The sequence below is a fragment of the Actinoallomurus acanthiterrae genome, assembly GCF_054775715.1.
Window position 1 is genome coordinate 8186035 of sequence record NZ_BAAHCO010000001.1, and the last position, 15557, is coordinate 8201591.

Below are 15557 nucleotides of genomic sequence, written 5' to 3' on the forward strand. Positions count from 1 at the left end.
GGCGCATGACGTGGGGATGGGGGCGAAACCGGCAGCGCGGAGCGACGTCGGATGTGAGAGGTGGTGTGTGGAGGAGCTCTGCTAGGTGGTCATGCGGGTTTTGACCCGTTCCTGGGTCTGCTCCAGGACGACGGCCAGCACGATGACGGTGCCCTTGACGACGAGCTGCCAGAAGCTGGAGACGCCGACCAGGACGAGGCCATCGCTGAGGAAGCCGATGACGAACGCGCCGACGAGGGTGCCGATGATGCTGCCCTTGCCGCCCGCCAGCGCGGTGCCGCCGAGGACGGCCGCGGCGATGGCGTTCAGTTCGTACGTGGTGGCGGTGTCGGGGTAGGCCGCGCCGAGTTCGGAGGTGAGGATGAGTCCGGCCAGCGCCGCGCATGCCCCGGAGATGATGTAGACGGCGATCTTGATGCGGGAGGTGCGGATGCCGGCCAGCTCGGCGGCGCGTTCGTTGCCGCCGACGGCGTAGACGCGGCGGCCGAACGGCGTCCGGGTGGTCACGATGATCGCCAATGCGGCGACGACGATCATGATCCAGATGGCGACGGGCACTCCGATCCAGCTCTTACCGCCCAGGACGTTGAAGCCGGTGTTGTGCCGTGTGGGCGTCCCGGCGAGATTGGGAAAGGTGCCGCCCTTGCTGCGCAGGTCGGCCAGCCCGCGGGCGGCGTACAGGACGCCGAGGGTGGCGATGAAGGGGGCGACCTTGAGCTTGGTGACGAGCAGACCGTTGATCGCTCCGACCGCGGCGCCGATCAGGATTCCGATGACGATCACCATGACGGTGGAGAACCAGACGGTGTCGCCGCCGGGCAGTTTCAAGCCCTCGAACAGCAGCCCGCCGGAGATCATGCCAGCCAGTCCGGAGATGGAGCCGACCGACAGGTCGATGCCGCCGGTGAGGATGACGAAGGTGACACCGATGGCGAGCAACGCGGTGATGGACACGTGCTTGCTCATCAGCAGCAGGTTGCTGGTGGTCAGGTAGTCGCTGGAGATCAGGCTGAACATGATCACCAGGGCGACGAGAACGATCAGCGTCCGGCCCTGCAGGAGGATCATCGCCAGTCGTGTGCCGCTGCCGACACGGCCGGCGCGGCCGCCGCGCCGCCCTTGGCTTCGGGTTCCGTGCTGGTGCTCATGGGCTCACCTTCATGACGGTGGTGGAGGCGGAGGCGTTGACGAGCGCTTCCTCGGTGGCCTCGCCGCGGGGCAGGTCGGCGGTGATACGGCCACGGGCCATGACGAGGATCCGGTCGGACATGCCCATCACCTCGGCCAGCTCCGAACTGACGAACAACACGCCCAGGCCCTTGTCGGCCAGGTCGCTCATGATGCGGAAGATCTCGGTCTTCGCGCCGATGTCGACGCCGCGGGTCGGCTCGTCCAGCAGCAGGACCTTGGGGTCGGTCCGCAGCGCGCGTCCCAGGACCACCTTCTGCTGATTGCCGCCGCTGAGCTGGGTGACCTGGGCGTCGACACCGGGCACCTTGATCTGCAGGTCCGTGACCTGTCCGGTCGCCACCCGGCGTTCACGCGCCGGGGAGAGAAGCAGATGCCGGGTGAGGGTGTTCAGCGTGGACAGCAGCAGGTTCGCGCGGACCGACAATGCCTGGACGAGTCCATCGCGCTGGCGGTCCTCCGGGACCAGCGCCAGGCCCAGCGCCAACCGGCCGGAGACTCTTTCGCCCACGGCCCGCCGCCCGTCCACCTGGACCGTCCCGGTGTGGTGGCGCATGCCGATCAGGGCCTCCATGAGTTCGGTACGGCCTGCGCCCATGAGCCCGTAGATGCCGACGATCTCTCCGGCTTTGACGGTGAAGCTGACATCGTCGACCAGCGGCGTCGGTTTGCCGGGCACGGACAGGTTCTCGACGGCGAGCAGCACGTCACCGGTCCGGCTGGCCGAACGCGTGAACAAGCTGTCCTGGGAACGGCCGACCATCTGCTGGACGATCCAGGCGGTGTCGGTCTGATCCATCGACGCCTCGGCCACCAGCGCCCCGTCGCGCAGGACGGTGACGTAGTCGCCGATCCGCCGGAACTCCTCCAGCTTGTGGGAGATATAGATGACCGTGACGTTCTGCTCCCGCAGGTCGTCCATCACCTCGAACAGCACGTCGACTTCGGCATTGCTCAGCGCGGACGTCGGCTCGTCCATGATCAGGATTCGCACGTCCTGGGACAGCACCCGGGCGATCTCGACCAGTTGCTGCGTACCGATCGGCAGGTCGCCCACCAGTGTGTCGGGGTCGATGTCCTGCCGCAGCCGCGCGAGGGCGGCTCTCGCCTGCCGGCGCTGCTCGGCGACGCTGGTCAGATGCGCCCGGTTGTGCAGCTCGCGCCCGGCGAAGATGTTGTCGGCGACGCTGAGGTTGGGAAACAGGCTGAGTTCCTGATGAATGATCCCGATACCGTGGGCCAGGGCCTCGCGAGGTGTGGGGAACTCCACCGGCTCCCCGTCCAGCAGGATCCGGCCGCCGGTCGGCTGCTCGGCGCCGCTGAGGATCTTCATCAGCGTCGACTTGCCCGCCCCGTTCTCCCCCACCAGTACGTTCACCGCGCCGGTACGGGCTTTGAACGTCACGCCGCGCAGCGCGTGCACACCGCCGTAGGACTTGGTGATCTCCTCGGCCACCAAGGCCGTCGGCGCCGACGTGCCGGGAGTCGCCTCCGGGGCGCCGGGCCGGGGGCCGGCCGACGTCTCAGCCGAGGGCGCAGGCTCGGTCACGACGCCACCTCCAGGGTGATGGGCGTGATCATGACGCTGGAGGTCGCGAGCAGTTGGAAAGCCCCGGTGAAGGTGACCTTCTTCCCCTTGATCGATTTCAGGTCCACGGGGCCCACGACCGCCGTCTTGACCTTGGCGTTGAGCGCGGTTGCCGCGTCGGCGTAATCGATCTGGTTGGTGAACTGGCTGAAGTCGATGAAGCCGACGGCGTCACGTACGGCGGTGCCGACGAAGGCGGGCCCGACGGCCAGGTTGACGTCGGTCTTGCCGACGCCGGGAACGTCGACTTGGACGCTTCCGACCGCGCTCGCGCTGTTCACGGCGATTACCGTGCCCGTACCCTTGATCATGAAGGAGTAGGGGGATCCAGCCCCGGCCTGCCTGCCGTAACGGGCGCCCGCCGCTTTCTGGTCGGCTCGTAGTGCCGGCAGGAGGGTGGCCGCGTCGACGGCGCCCTTCTGTGCGGCCGGCACGACCTTGGTGGCCCAGATGCCGTTGGCGTAGGAGGTCGCGTCGAACTTCTTGCCGCCGCCCGCCGCGGCGGCCGAACCACCGGTCTTCTCCACGACATAGACGCCGGGAACCCCGGAACACGCCGCCAGCGAGCCGACCAGCACGGACGCCAGGACAGGAAGGAGGAGTCTGCGGTACGACCTGCCGAGCCGGGTTCTCGCTGTGTGAGCCATGGCCCTACCCTTGACGAATCTGAATATCTATTCAAAAGACGTTGTCTATGCCGAAATTAACGTAGCCGAAATCTGGTGTCAACCATGGACGGATCACCCGGCGGTGCGCCAGCACTGATCAGTAGGGGTTGAATGGGTATTCTCGTACCGCGCGAGTGGCGGCGGGCACTGTTGTACGCGGGCGAGACACGCCGGGCGCGAGCCGTCTGTGACATCGAGCGGGGGATCGACCGCCGCGGGCCCGCAGCGATGACGATGCGGTCGGCCGAGAACGTGGACAGAGGAGCGCTAGGCATCATGGATGGTCCCGGGGCGATGAGCCTGAGCGACATCCCGTCGGATCAGATCCGGCTGTTGACCAAGGTCGCGCGGATGTACCACGAGCGTGGGATGCGTCAGCCGCAGATCGCCGAGCAGTTGCACATCTCCCAGCCGCGCGTGTCGCGGCTCCTCAAGCGAGCGGTCAACCTGGGTATCGTCCGCACCACCGTCGTCACGCCCCGCGGCGTCCACGCCGACATCGAGGAACAGCTCGAGGAGCGGTACGGCCTCAGCGAGATCGTCGTCGTCGACACCGATGACCAGGCGGACGAGCATCAGGTGATGCCGGCACTCGGCTCGGCCGCGGCGGCGTATCTGGAGACCACGCTGATGGGCGACGAGCGCATCGGGGTGTCGTCATGGAGCTCGACACTGCTGGCCACGGTGGAGTCGATGAGTCCCCGGCCGACGCCGGTCGCCGACAGGGTCGTCCAGATGCTCGGCGGCGTCGGCAACGTGACCGCGCAGACGCAGGCCACCCGCATCACCGGGCGGCTGGCCCAGCTGACCGGCGCCACCCCGGTGTTCCTGCCCGCCCCGGGTCTCCTGGCATCGGGCGACGTGCGGCAGATGATCGTCACCGATCCCAACATCGAATCGGCGCTGGCGGCCTGCGAAGACCTCACCACGGCGCTCGTGGGCATCGGCAGCATCAAACCTTCCCCGCTGCTCCGCGAAAGCGGCAATGCCTTCGCCGAGAGCGAGCTTCCCGAGCTGCACGCCGCCGGAGCCGTCGGCGACGTGTGCATGCGGTTCTTCGACGAGCGCGGCGAGCATCTGCGGACCACCCTCGATGAGCGGGTCCTCGGCATCACCGCTGAAACCCTGCGCCGAGTCCCCCGCCGGGTCGGCGTCGCCGGCGGCGCCCGTAAGCACACCGCCATCCAGGCCGCCCTGCTCGGCGGCTGGATCAACGTCTTGATCACCGACCTGCAGACGGCCCAGTGGCTGGCCACCCCCGCCACCCCGTCCAGTCTCCAGCCCACCGGGTGACCCACGGCCGCCGGTAGGACCGCAGCGGACGGCATGAAGGCCGCTGCGGCGACCGGTCCGCGCCGTTAGATCACACTCCCGTCCCGGCCGTACACCGACAGGCGATCGCCGGCCCGGCCGCACCTCTCCCCTGCCACGGCACCGTTGACACTCTGATCATGTCGCCATAGTGTATTGCTAGTCGTGGTTGAATATATAACACCGGGTGCCAGACGCGGAGGACCGCTGAGCACGCCGCGTCGCCGGTCCGAAGCGGACTACGGCGTTCCCTGCGGCGGACCGGCAGGACGCGGCCGCGTACGAGAGTCGGGCCGGCCGTGATCCAGCGATCGCGCTTCGGCCGTCGGGCGTGCGTACCGCGCGGAGATGGCACCTGAAGGGGAAGGGACCACATGCTGACCAGTGATGACGCCCAGGCAGAGCGCTATCTGCGACTACGGCGGCGGCTCGCCGACGGTGACATCGCCGACGTCCCCGCGACGCTCGCCGAACTCGCCCGCCAGGTGCGCCAGGCCGATCTCGCCATGATCCGGCAGGCCGGGCTCGGGCACATCGGTAGCGACTTCTCGGTCATCGACATCCTGGTCACCCTGTACGGGGCCGTGCTGTCGATCGATCCCCGTGATCCGCTGGCAGCCGATCGGGACCGGTTGATTCTCAGCAAGGGGCACACCGCCGGCGCGCTCTACGCGGTCCTTGCCCAGTGCGGTTTCTTTCCGGAGTCGGCCCTGAAGACGTTCGCCGGGCCGCTGTCGCCGCTCAACGGCCATCCCAACCGCACCAAGGTGCCCGGGGTGGAGACCAACACCGGCCCGCTCGGCCACGGGTTTCCCGTAGCGGTCGGTGCGGCGCTGGCGAGCAGGCTCTCCGGATCCCGCAGCCGCACCTTCGTCGTCCTGGGCGACGGAGAGTTGCAGGAGGGCAGCAACTGGGAGGCGGCGATGACCGCCGGCCACCACGAACTCTCGGCCCTCACCGCGGTCGTCGACCGCAACATGCTGCAGCAGGGCGCCCGTACCGAGGAGACCACGCGGCTGGAGCCGCTGGCGGACAAGTGGATCAGCTTCGGCTGGGAGGTCCGCCAATGTGACGGTCATGACCACCGCGAGCTGCTGACCGCTTTCGCGCCCGCCGCAGGCGAGCGACCGGTCTGCGTCATCGCCCACACCACGAAAGGCAAAGGCGTGTCCTTCATGGAAGACCGCGTCGAATGGCATCACAAGGTCCCCTCGCAGGAGCAGGCCGCCACGGCGTACGAGGAGCTCGCCCGATGACCGACACCGTCGCGGCCGTGCCCCTGTTCGACTGCAGAAAGGCCTTCGCCGAGGAACTGATCGCCCTTGCCCGGGCCGATGAACGAGTCGTCGTGGTCTGCAACGACTCGGTCGGATCCAGCAACCTGGTGAAGTTCCGGGAGGAGTTCCCCGACAGGCTGATCAACGTCGGCATCGCGGAACAGGACATGGTCGGCGTCGCCGCCGGCCTGGCCAACGGCGGTCTGCTGCCCTTCGTCACCGCCGCCGCGCCCTTCCTGACCGGCCGCGCGCTGGAACAGATCAAGGCCGACATCGCCTACAGCCACGCCCGCGTCGTGCTGTGCGGGCAGAGCCCCGGGATGGCGTACGGGGAGCTGGGCCCCACCCATCACTCCATCGAGGACCTATCGTGGATCCGGGCGGTCGCCGACCTGCCTGTGATCGTCCCTGCCGACCCCGCCGAGACGCGGGCCGCGCTGCGCTGGGCCGCCGCCCACGACGGCCCGAGTTTCCTGCGGATCGGCCGGTTCGGCGTCCCCGCGGTCCATCCCGACGACATCACCTTCGAGCTCGGCCGTTCCCGGCAGCTGACCGAAGGCGACGACGTCACCGTGATCGCCGTGGGCACGATGGTGTCACGGGCCATCGACGCGGCCGCGACGCTCAGAAAGGAAGGGATCGGGCTGCGAGTGATCAATATGGCCTCCATCGAACCGCTCGACGAGGCGGCCGTGCTGAGCGCGGCCGCGGAGACCCGCGGCGTCATCACCGCCGAGGAGGCGACGATCACCGGTGGGCTGGGCGCCGCGGTGGCCGGCCTGCTCGGCCAGCGGCGGCCGACCTGGATGAGGATCCTCGGCGTGCCCCGCACCTTCGCGCCGACCGGCAGCACCGAGTTCCTCCTCTCCCACTTCGGTCTCACCGCGGACGGCATCGCCGCCGCGGCTCGGCAGTTGGTCGCCGATGGCCCGCGATGAGATGATCCTCGCCATCGACCAGGGCACCGGCTCGACCAAGGCGCTCCTGCTCGATCGACGCGGCCGCGTGCTCGCCCGGGCGGCCGAACCACTGGCCCAGACCCATCCCCGGCCCGGATGGGTGGAGCAGTCGCCGGCCGAGATCTGGGCCGGCGTGATCGCCGCGACCCGCCGCTGCCTGGACGGTCACGACCCCGCCCTCGTCGCCGCGGTGGGCATCAGCAATCAGCGCGAGTCGATGCTGCTGTGGGATCGTTCCACGGGCGAGCCGGTCAGCCCCGTCATCAGCTGGCAGGACCGGCGCACCACCGCGCGATGCGCGGCCTTGGTGGCCGATGGCTTCGGAGCGATGGTGTGGGAGCTCACCGGGCTGCCCCTGGACCCCATGTTCTCGGCGACCAAGGGGGCCTGGCTGCTCGATCACGCCGACCCCGACCGGCGCCGCTCCATCCGCGGGGACCTGTGCCTGGGCACCATCGACTCCTGGCTGCTGAGCAGGTTCGGCGGCGAGCACGTCATCGAGGTCGGCAACGCCTCCCGCACGCAGCTGCTCGACGTGCGCACCGGCCGGTGGGAACCGCGGCTGCTGGAACTGTTCGGCATCCCATCTCAGGTGCTGCCCCGCGTGGTGCCCTCGACCGGACCGTTTCCCGTGGTTCGTGGCCTGCCGCCGCTCGCGGACGGTGTGCCGGTCGGCGCCGTCCTCGGTGACTCGCACGCCGCGTTGTTCGCCCACGCCGGATGGCTGCCCGGCCGGGTCAAGGCGACGTACGGCACCGGCTCATCGGTCATGGCGCTCTGCCACGACACCGGCGAGATGGGCACCGGCCTGTGCCGGACCATCGCCTGGGGCACCGGCCTCGAATCCGGCACCATCGCGCACGCGGTCGAGGGCAACATCCTCTCCACCGGGTCCACCCTGCGCTGGCTCGCCGACACCGTGGGCCGCACGCCCGCGGAACTGGCCGACCTCGCCGATGGCGCGAGCAGCGACGGCGTGCACCTCGTGCCCGCTTTCGGCGGCCTCGGGGCCCCCTGGTGGGACAGCGATGCCCAGGCCACTTTGGCCGGCATGACATTGGCCACGGGACTTCCCCAGATCGCCCGTGCGGCGCTGGAGTCCACCGCCTTCCAGGTCGAAGACGTCGTCGAGGCGGCCGGCCGAGGCGAGGTTCTGCTGGCCGACGGCGGCGCCGCCGCCAATCCGACGCTCATGCAGATACAGGCCGACATCAGCGGGCGCCACGTCCGTCAATCCCTGGTCAGCGACCTGTCGGCGATCGGCGCCGCGCACCTGGCCGGCCTCACGGGCGGACTGTGGACCCAGACCGAACTCGAGGACTTCGACCGACCTGCCCGCCTCTTCACGCCCCGTGGCGGCTCCGAAGAGCGCGGGCGCCGGCGATCGGCATGGCACCAGGCGCTGGCCCGCGCCCGCACCACCGACCGGCCGGCATAGAACAAGCCCCGGCCAGTCGGTGCCGCACAGGCCCCGGCCGGTCGCCGTAGACCAAGCCCACGGTTCCCTCAACCCCAGGAGGCACGTCATGACGACCCCACCAGCAGCCCGGCCCGCCTCTGAACCGCTGTACGGTGCCGGGCTGTGGCACTTCGGCCAGTTCCGTGACCGCTACGCCACCGACGGGTACGGACCACCGGTCACCACCCTGGAGGCCATCGACCGGGCCGGGGAGGTCGGCAGCCTTTCGGTCGTCGACCTCAACTACCCGTTCAACCCCGCCGAGCTGGACATCGCCGCCGTCGAGGACGCTCTCAAGGCCAACAACCTGCGCGCCATCGCCCTCACCCCGGAGATCTACACCCGCACCTTCTGCCGGGGCGGCTTCACCAACCCCGACCCGAAGATCCGGCGTGAGGCCATCGAACTGGTGAGCCAGGCCGCCGACCTCACCCGCCGGCTCGGCGGCGACTACGTCAAGCTCTGGCCTGGCCAGGACGGCTGGGACTACCCTTTCCAGGCCGACTACAAGGCCCTGTGGGCCATGTCGATCGAGGCGGTCCGCGAACTGGCGCAGCGCCACCCCGACCTGCGCTTCGCCATCGAGTACAAACCCCGCGAACCCCGCAACCGCATGACCTTCTCCTCCGCCGCCCGCACGCTGCTGGCCATCGAGGAGATGGACGTCCCCAACGTCGGCATCCTGCTGGACTTCGGGCACTCTCTCTACGGGCTGGAGTCACCCGCCGACGCGGCCCAGATGATCATGGCCCGGGACAAGCTGTACGCCATCGACGTCAATGACAACTTCCGGGGCTGGGACGACGACATGGTCGTCGGCTCGATCCACCTCGTGGAGACCTTCGAGTTCTTCCATACGCTCGTCCAGGCGGACTGGCAGGGTGTCTGGCAGCTCGACCAGTTCCCCTTCCGGGAGAACGCCGTGGAGGCCGCCCGCGCCGGCATCGAGGTGATGCGCACCATCTGGCGGGCCCTGCAGATCCTCGACACCGAGGCTCTCGCCGACGCTCAGGCCCGCCAGGACGCCCTCGCCGCCCAGCGCATCGCGCGAGCCGCGCTGCTGGGCGCCCAGCGCACCTGAGCCCATGACCGGACGATGGCCCGCCGCTCGGAAGCGGCGGGCCATCGTCTCGTTCTACTCGCCGTACAGGGTCCGTAGCTTGGCGAAGAAGTCGGCGAACATCAGCCGGGTGTCGACGCCCTTGTAGACCCGAATCCTGCGACCGCTGTCACGGGCCGTGTAGGTGCCGTCGGCGTTGAGCCGGGGAGCGTAGATGGTGTCGTAGGGGCTGGTGTAGGTCGCGGTCTTGTCCCAGGGAGAAGTCAGCGCGGTGAGGAGGACGAGGGGCGAGTCACCCAGTTGGTAGACCTCGCCGAAGTTGATGCGCTTGGCGAACCGCTGGTAGTAGCTCAGCTGGTTCTGCCACAGCCAGCGGCCGATGTCGCCGGCCGTACCGACGTTCTGTTGAAGCTCGAAATCCGACACCATGCACATCGAGTACACGTCCGACGGAATCTGCCAGATGGGCATGGTGGACTGGTTGAACACCACCTGCGCCGCCACCGGATCGGCGTTGAAGTTGTACTCGCTCCCCCCTGCCGGGTAGGGCTTGCCACCGATCCACACCAGCGTCACCTTGCCGGCGATGGAGGGTTCCATCAGGAACGCGCTGGCTACGTCGGTGAGCGTGCCGCCCGCAGTGATGTAGAGGGGCAGGCTGGTGTCGGTGCGCATCGCCTCGGCCACGATGGCCTTCGCGCCTGCCGTCTCCCGTGGCGTGGAGGAGTCCTTGAGGGCGTCGTTCGAGCCGGCATAGGCCTTGACGTCGCCGCGACGCATGAGGCGCAGCATGGTGACGGCCGCCTTGTACGAATCCTCGGCCTGGTACTTACCGGTGTCGAAGGGGTCGGACGGCAACTGGGCGTGCGCGCCCACGACCAGTGGTACGTCGGTCGAGGGCGACATGACCTGGTGGACGAACGCGAACAACCCGTCGGGGTCGGCGCCCAGGTCGTTGCTGATGATGACTCGCGCTCGCGGCCCGGCCGGTGGCTGGAAGCCACGCTTGGCCGTACCGGTCGACACCGACGCGGCTTCGGCCGCCGACGCCGGTAGGGCGGCCAGGGCACCGAGGCCGGCAGCACCGGCCGAGCCCATGAACAGACGCCGATCCATAGCGCTCCTTCTTCCGTGGCGCGGTGCCACGTGGCTAGCGGACGGTGAGGACGACCCGCGCGTAGCGGGTCAGCGGCGCGCTTCCGGAGCCGGTCGCTGCGAGGATGAGGTGGATGGTCTGGCCGGGCTCGGCGCCGGCGGGAACGGTGACCTGAGCGCACTGGTGATCCGCGTTGGCGATCGTCACCGCGCCGGGGAAGGTCCCGGCCTCTCGGTACTGCGACCACCGCACGGTGACGGGCGTGCCATCGGGGTCGTGGGCGAGACCGCACACGGTCGTCGTCCGGCCGGCGTGGACCCGGCGGTCGGAACCACGCAGCGTGACCACCGGCTCATGGTCGACGGCCTGACCGGGCGGGGTGACGCTCCACTTCAGGCGTGCGGCGAAGTCGTTCTGCGCGGCGGGAATCCAGCGCGTCCAGCCGTAGGAGGCGATCGGCGTCCCGTCGGGACCGAGGTCGGAAGGCGCCGACGTCCACAGGTTCGGTGTAGTGGTCTTCTGCACCAGGCGGCCGCCCCAGCCGCCCCAGGTCGGGTCGGGTTCGCTGCGCAGCCCGGTGTCGATCAGGCCCATGAAGGCCACGTTGTCGCCCTCGGACAGGAAGTCGTACTTCTTGCGGGCCGGGAGCCACTTGGGCGGGTTGCTGAGGTCCCCGAAGGTGTCCAGCTGGTCGCCCGGTGTGGATCGGCCGTCTCCCCAGACGAAGTACTGCGCTCCGAGCGGCCCGACGTCCAAGACGTTCTTCTTGGTCCAGTCGGCGCCGAAGTAGTACTGCCACTGCGGCGGCACGGGGCTGCGGCCCTCGATGTAGTAGCCCCAGGCGCTGTAGCCGCCGCTGGTGTCCCGCACCTGCAGCTTCGGCCAGTTGGGCGCGATGTACTGCGTGTAGGTGAGGTCCTGGAAGCCGCTGGCCATGATGACGGCCTTGGCCGAGACCTTGTCGTAGACCCGCTGCCACTGGGCGGTGCCGGCGTACTGATCGTGGATCGACTGCAATGCCCGCGCGATCGTGTTGGTACCTCCCCATGCCTGCAGGTAGAGCGGCCGCGGGTCATTGTCGAGGAGGAGCTTTTTGATCAGGTTCGAGCCGGCGGTGTCGTGCGACATCTCGCCTTCGAAATCGATATTGCCGATCTTGGTCTTCGCCAGTAGCTCTTGAGGCGAGGGGTAGGCGCGGTCGTGGGCCCGAAGGTTGCGGTATACCCGCGCGTACTGGCCCAGCAGTTCCTGGATGATGCTCGTGCCGGTGAACCGCCAGGAGGTCTGCGGCGTGTTGTACTCACGGCGCGGGTTGGGCGAAAGGAACAGCGTCCCCTTCCCGTCGCCGGCCCAGTGATACACCGACGAGGAATAGACGATGCCCTGGGTGTCGAAGTCGTCGGAATAGAGCAGGTAGCGGATCAGGGAGTCGTAGTCATCCTGCTCCATGTCGGTGGTGACCACCGTGCGGGGCTTCTGCCCGCCCGGCTGGAGAACAGGCGCGGCGTGCGTCACCGCCGCGGACGCCGTACCGCCGACCGCGGCCAGACCCGCGCAGGTCACCGCCGCGGTCGCCGCGGCCGCGCCGATTCGCAGCCGCAGGCCGCGGTCGGACCATGCGCTCAGGGGCACCTTCATACATCGTCTCCTCGAGGCGAGCCAGTCAGTGAGTGAATTTATATTCACACCTGAATTAACTTTCCTCGAAGTTATCTACCTCCCCGCTAACCGGCACTTCAAGATCTTGAAACATCTCTTCAGGCGTGGTAATGCAGCCGATCAATGGTGCACGGCAGTGCCCGAAGGCGCCGTCGCCGCGGAGTCGTCGACGGTGACGGAGAACAGGCTCAGGTTGCCGACGGCTGGCAGGGTGACGTAGGCGAGCGTCTTGCCCGCTGGCAGCGGACGGACCGCGCCGTAAAGGCTGACGTCGTGCGGGCCCTTGCCGCCGGTGAGCGGCTGGTTCCACCGGCCGGTCGACACGATCGAGCTGAGATCCGCCGGCGCGTTGCCGTACCAGTCGGCGAAGGCGATCGGCACGTCGGCCGACGTGCCGTCGGTGAACGTCGCCTTCAGCGTGCCGCGCCCCGCCCCGTTGTGGGCCGCGCCGAGGACCACCAGGGCGCCGGTGCCGCCGGCCTTGACGACCTGCCCGGACGCGCTGACCGCGTCCGGCGTGCCGGGGGCCTGTGCGGGGAAGACGGTCGTGGCGGCGCCCACCTTCACCGTGCCGCCGGGGGTGACGCCGTCGGCCGCGAGGTTCTGCGCCGAGTAGCTGTACCCGCTGCCGTCGAAGTCGCCGGGACCGGGATCTCCGTTGTCGGTGACGCCGACGACGTCGGCGGCGGCCGCCATCGAGGCGTACGGCACGTTCAGCCGCGTCGTCCGGGTGGCCGACATCCGTCGGCCGTCCACGCGTCCGCTGAGGGTGACGGCCAGGCTGGTCGCTCCCTGTACGGCACCGGCCGGCACCGTGACGCGGAAGGTCCGGCTCGCCCGCCTTCTGGCCTGGACCGTCCCGATGTCCCCCTTCTGCGGGACGACCCGCCACCGGCCGGCGCGGAGACCTTGAGCGTGGCCGAGGTGAGCGGGACGTCGGACAGGTTGCCGACCTGCACGGTCGCCGGGTAGGTGGTTCCGGGTTCGACGACGCCCGGCAGCTTGGAGATCTCGACGCGGACCGGACCGTCGGTCTTCCGGACCCGGTACGTGGCGTGCAGCGGCAGCGAGGCCGAGGAGCCGCCGACCGCGATCGAGTAGGAACCGTCCTGGACGGTGAAGGCCTGGGCGCCGCTGTCCCAGTAGGACAGCTCCCGCGGGTTCACCGTGAGGGTGACGGTCCTGGTCTCGTGCGGGGCGAGCTCGACCTTGCCGAAGGCGCCAAACTCCTTGGGCGCGGTCGGCGCCAGCGTGTCCGGTTTGCCGACGTACACCTGCGGCGCCTCGGCGCCCGCCCGGTCGCCGGTGTTGGTGACCTTGAACGACACGGTCACCGGGTCGCGCGAGTCGCCCGAGGAGTGGCGGAGCCGCAGGTCGCCGTAGCGGAAGCGGGTGTAGGACAGGCCGTGGCCGAAGGGGAACAGCGGGGTCTCGTCGTGCCGGTCGTACCACCGGTAGCCGACGTAGACGCCCTCGGAGTAGGAGGTCTCGCCGTCGACGCCGGGGTACTGCGCCGGCGTGCCGACCGGCGTCTGCGCGTTGCTCGCGGGCCAGGTCTGCGGCAGCTTGCCGGAGGGGTTCACGTCGCCCCACAGCAGTTGCGCGGTGGCCGCGCCGCCTCTGGCGCCCGGGTACCAGGTCTGCAGCACGCCTTCGACCTGCTTCAGCCAGGGCATGAGGACCGCCGAACCGGTCTGGAGCACGACCACGGTGTGCGGATTGGCCTTCGCCACCGCGTCGACCAGGGCGTCCTGGCCGCCCGGCAGGCTGAGGTTGGACCGGTCGGTGCCCTCGGCCTCGCCGTCCTTGACGAACACCAGGGCGACCTGGGCCGCCTTCGCGGTCGCCGCCGCCTGGCCGAGGTCAGAGCCGTCGGCGTAGGAGACGGTGGCCGATGAGCCGGCGCGGGCGACGATGGCGTCGAAGGCGTTGTCCATCGACAGCGGGTTGACCTTGCTGCTGCCTCCGCCCTGGGCGGAGGCCTTCGCCGGGGTGCCGATGACGGCGATGTCGTGCGTCGCGGAGCCCAGGGGCAGGACGTCCCCGTCGTTCTTCAGCAGCACCGCGCTCTGCGCCTCGATCCGCTGGGCGGCCGCGTTGTCGGCGTCCTGGTCGATCGGACCGCGGGCGGTGGTGTCGCGATCGAACAGCCCGAACGTGAACAGCACCTTGAGCGTCTCGCGCACCCGGGCGTCGACGTCGGCCATCGTGATCGAGCCCTTGGCCAGCGCGGCCCGCACGCTGGGGAGGGTGTTGAACACCCCGGTCGGCAGCTCGACGTTCAGCCCGTCCTTGATCGACGTGGTGGCGTGCGTGGCCGGGTAGTCGGACACCACGAAGCCCGTGAAGCCCAGCTGCGAGCGCAGCGACCCGAGCGTCTCGCCGTCGTCGCAGGCGTACACGTCGTTGACCCGGTTGTAGGAGCACATCGCCGCTCCGGGCCTGCCGTCGGCGACGGCCACACCGAAGTTCTTCTCGTAGATCTCGTGCAGCGTACGGTCGTCCATGTTCGCCGACACGGTCTTGCGGTTGGTCTCCTGATTGTTGGCCACGTAGTGCTTCACCGTGGCGATCACGCCGTGGCGCTGGATGCCGCGGACGTCCGCGCCGGCCATCGTGCCGGACAGGTACGGGTCCTCGCTGAAGTACTCGAAGTTACGGCCGTTCACGGGCACGCGTTGGATGTTCTGGCCCGGGCCGAACACCACGTCCTGGCCGAGCGCCCGGGCGTCGCCGCCGAGCACCGAGCCGTACTCCTCGGCGAGCCGGGGGTCGAAGCCGGCCGCGAGGGCCGACGGGGACGGCAGCGCGGTGCTCTTGTCGACGCGGTCGCGCACACCGGCCGGACCGTCGGTCATGGTGATGCCGGGAACGTGCAGCCGCGGGATCGGCGCGATGTACCCGACCGTGGGGACGGGGGCGTCCGCACTCCCGTGCAGCATGTTCACCTTGTCGGCGAGCGTCATCGCCGCGAGCAGTTCGTCCGCCCGTTTCGACGGGCTCTGGGCCGTGTTCATCCACGGCTGTCCGGCGTCGGCCGACGCGGAGTGAACGGGGACGAGCAGCCCTCCGGAGGCGATCGCCAGGCCGGCGATCGCCGCCCACAGGCGCCGGGGTCTGCGCCCGTGGGCACGTGATCTGGTCATTGTTTCGACGCACATCCTTGGCGAGGTGAGTGGTCGGTGAGGTGGGTGCGTCGGCAGCCGGGAGGCCTACCGAAATGATCAAGGTAGGTTCGCCGTCAATTCACCGTCAAGATCTTGAAATTCCGCCTGTTTCCGTATTAGCGGCA

General features: G+C 69.2%; 12 protein-coding genes. 5 read left to right on the forward strand and 7 right to left on the reverse strand.

Annotation, left to right across the window (positions count from 1 at the left end):
• Positions 1 to 81: 81 nt before the first annotated feature.
• The 3 genes from ACYVF7_RS38615 to ACYVF7_RS38625 form a co-directional block, all read right to left on the reverse strand.
• Positions 82 to 1068, reverse strand: coding sequence for an ABC transporter permease (locus tag ACYVF7_RS38615; protein ID WP_460350495.1), 987 nt, complete (start codon positions 1066 to 1068; stop codon positions 82 to 84).
• Between the two features lie 76 nt (positions 1069 to 1144).
• Positions 1145 to 2737 carry a sugar ABC transporter ATP-binding protein gene (locus tag ACYVF7_RS38620; protein WP_460350497.1) on the reverse strand — a complete coding sequence of 531 codons (1593 nt, stop codon included), beginning with the start codon at positions 2735 to 2737 and terminating at the stop codon, positions 1145 to 1147.
• Positions 2734 to 3423 (reverse strand): DUF2291 family protein, encoded by a 690-nt coding sequence (locus ACYVF7_RS38625; RefSeq protein ID WP_460350499.1) that lies wholly within the window; start codon positions 3421 to 3423, stop codon positions 2734 to 2736. Before ACYVF7_RS38625 ends, ACYVF7_RS38620 begins: the two co-directional genes overlap by 4 nt.
• A 297-nt stretch (positions 3424 to 3720) precedes the next feature.
• On the opposite strand from ACYVF7_RS38625, the gene ACYVF7_RS38630 reads away from it, so the two are divergent.
• From ACYVF7_RS38630 to ACYVF7_RS38650, 5 genes are all read left to right on the forward strand, one after another.
• Positions 3721 to 4737, forward strand: a complete 1017-nt coding sequence (locus tag ACYVF7_RS38630; RefSeq protein ID WP_460350501.1) for a sugar-binding transcriptional regulator — start codon at positions 3721 to 3723, stop codon at positions 4735 to 4737.
• A 392-nt stretch (positions 4738 to 5129) separates the two neighbouring features.
• Positions 5130 to 6011, forward strand: a complete 882-nt coding sequence (locus tag ACYVF7_RS38635) for a transketolase (RefSeq protein ID WP_460350503.1) — start codon at positions 5130 to 5132, stop codon at positions 6009 to 6011.
• Positions 6008 to 6970, forward strand: coding sequence for a transketolase family protein (locus ACYVF7_RS38640; protein WP_460350505.1), 963 nt, complete (start codon positions 6008 to 6010; stop codon positions 6968 to 6970). The genes ACYVF7_RS38635 and ACYVF7_RS38640 overlap by 4 nt, the downstream gene beginning before the upstream one ends.
• On the forward strand, positions 6957 to 8429 hold the full coding sequence (locus tag ACYVF7_RS38645; RefSeq protein WP_460350508.1) for an FGGY family carbohydrate kinase: 1473 nt from the start codon (positions 6957 to 6959) through the stop codon (positions 8427 to 8429). The genes ACYVF7_RS38640 and ACYVF7_RS38645 overlap by 14 nt, the downstream gene beginning before the upstream one ends.
• A gap of 88 nt (positions 8430 to 8517) precedes the next feature.
• Positions 8518 to 9531, forward strand: coding sequence for a sugar phosphate isomerase/epimerase family protein (locus ACYVF7_RS38650; protein ID WP_460350510.1), 1014 nt, complete (start codon positions 8518 to 8520; stop codon positions 9529 to 9531).
• 54 nt (positions 9532 to 9585) lie between these two features.
• Here ACYVF7_RS38650 and ACYVF7_RS38655 read toward each other — a convergent pair whose 3' ends face one another.
• The 4 genes from ACYVF7_RS38655 to ACYVF7_RS38670 all read right to left on the reverse strand — a co-directional run bounded on the left by ACYVF7_RS38655 (position 9586) and on the right by ACYVF7_RS38670 (position 15411).
• Positions 9586 to 10626 (reverse strand): nucleoside hydrolase, encoded by a 1041-nt coding sequence (locus ACYVF7_RS38655; protein ID WP_460350512.1) that lies wholly within the window; start codon positions 10624 to 10626, stop codon positions 9586 to 9588.
• 34 nt (positions 10627 to 10660) lie between these two features.
• Complete coding sequence (locus ACYVF7_RS38660) at positions 10661 to 12244, reverse strand: DUF1593 domain-containing protein (RefSeq protein ID WP_460350514.1); 1584 nt, start codon at positions 12242 to 12244, stop codon at positions 10661 to 10663.
• A gap of 141 nt (positions 12245 to 12385) precedes the next feature.
• The gene (locus ACYVF7_RS38665; RefSeq protein ID WP_460350516.1) at positions 12386 to 13006 is read right to left on the reverse strand and encodes a hypothetical protein; all 621 of its coding nucleotides are present in this window, start codon (positions 13004 to 13006) and stop codon (positions 12386 to 12388) included.
• Positions 12979 to 15411 carry a glycoside hydrolase family 3 protein gene (locus ACYVF7_RS38670; RefSeq protein ID WP_460350518.1) on the reverse strand — a complete coding sequence of 811 codons (2433 nt, stop codon included), beginning with the start codon at positions 15409 to 15411 and terminating at the stop codon, positions 12979 to 12981. The genes ACYVF7_RS38665 and ACYVF7_RS38670 overlap by 28 nt, the downstream gene beginning before the upstream one ends.
• Positions 15412 to 15557: the final 146 nt, after the last annotated feature.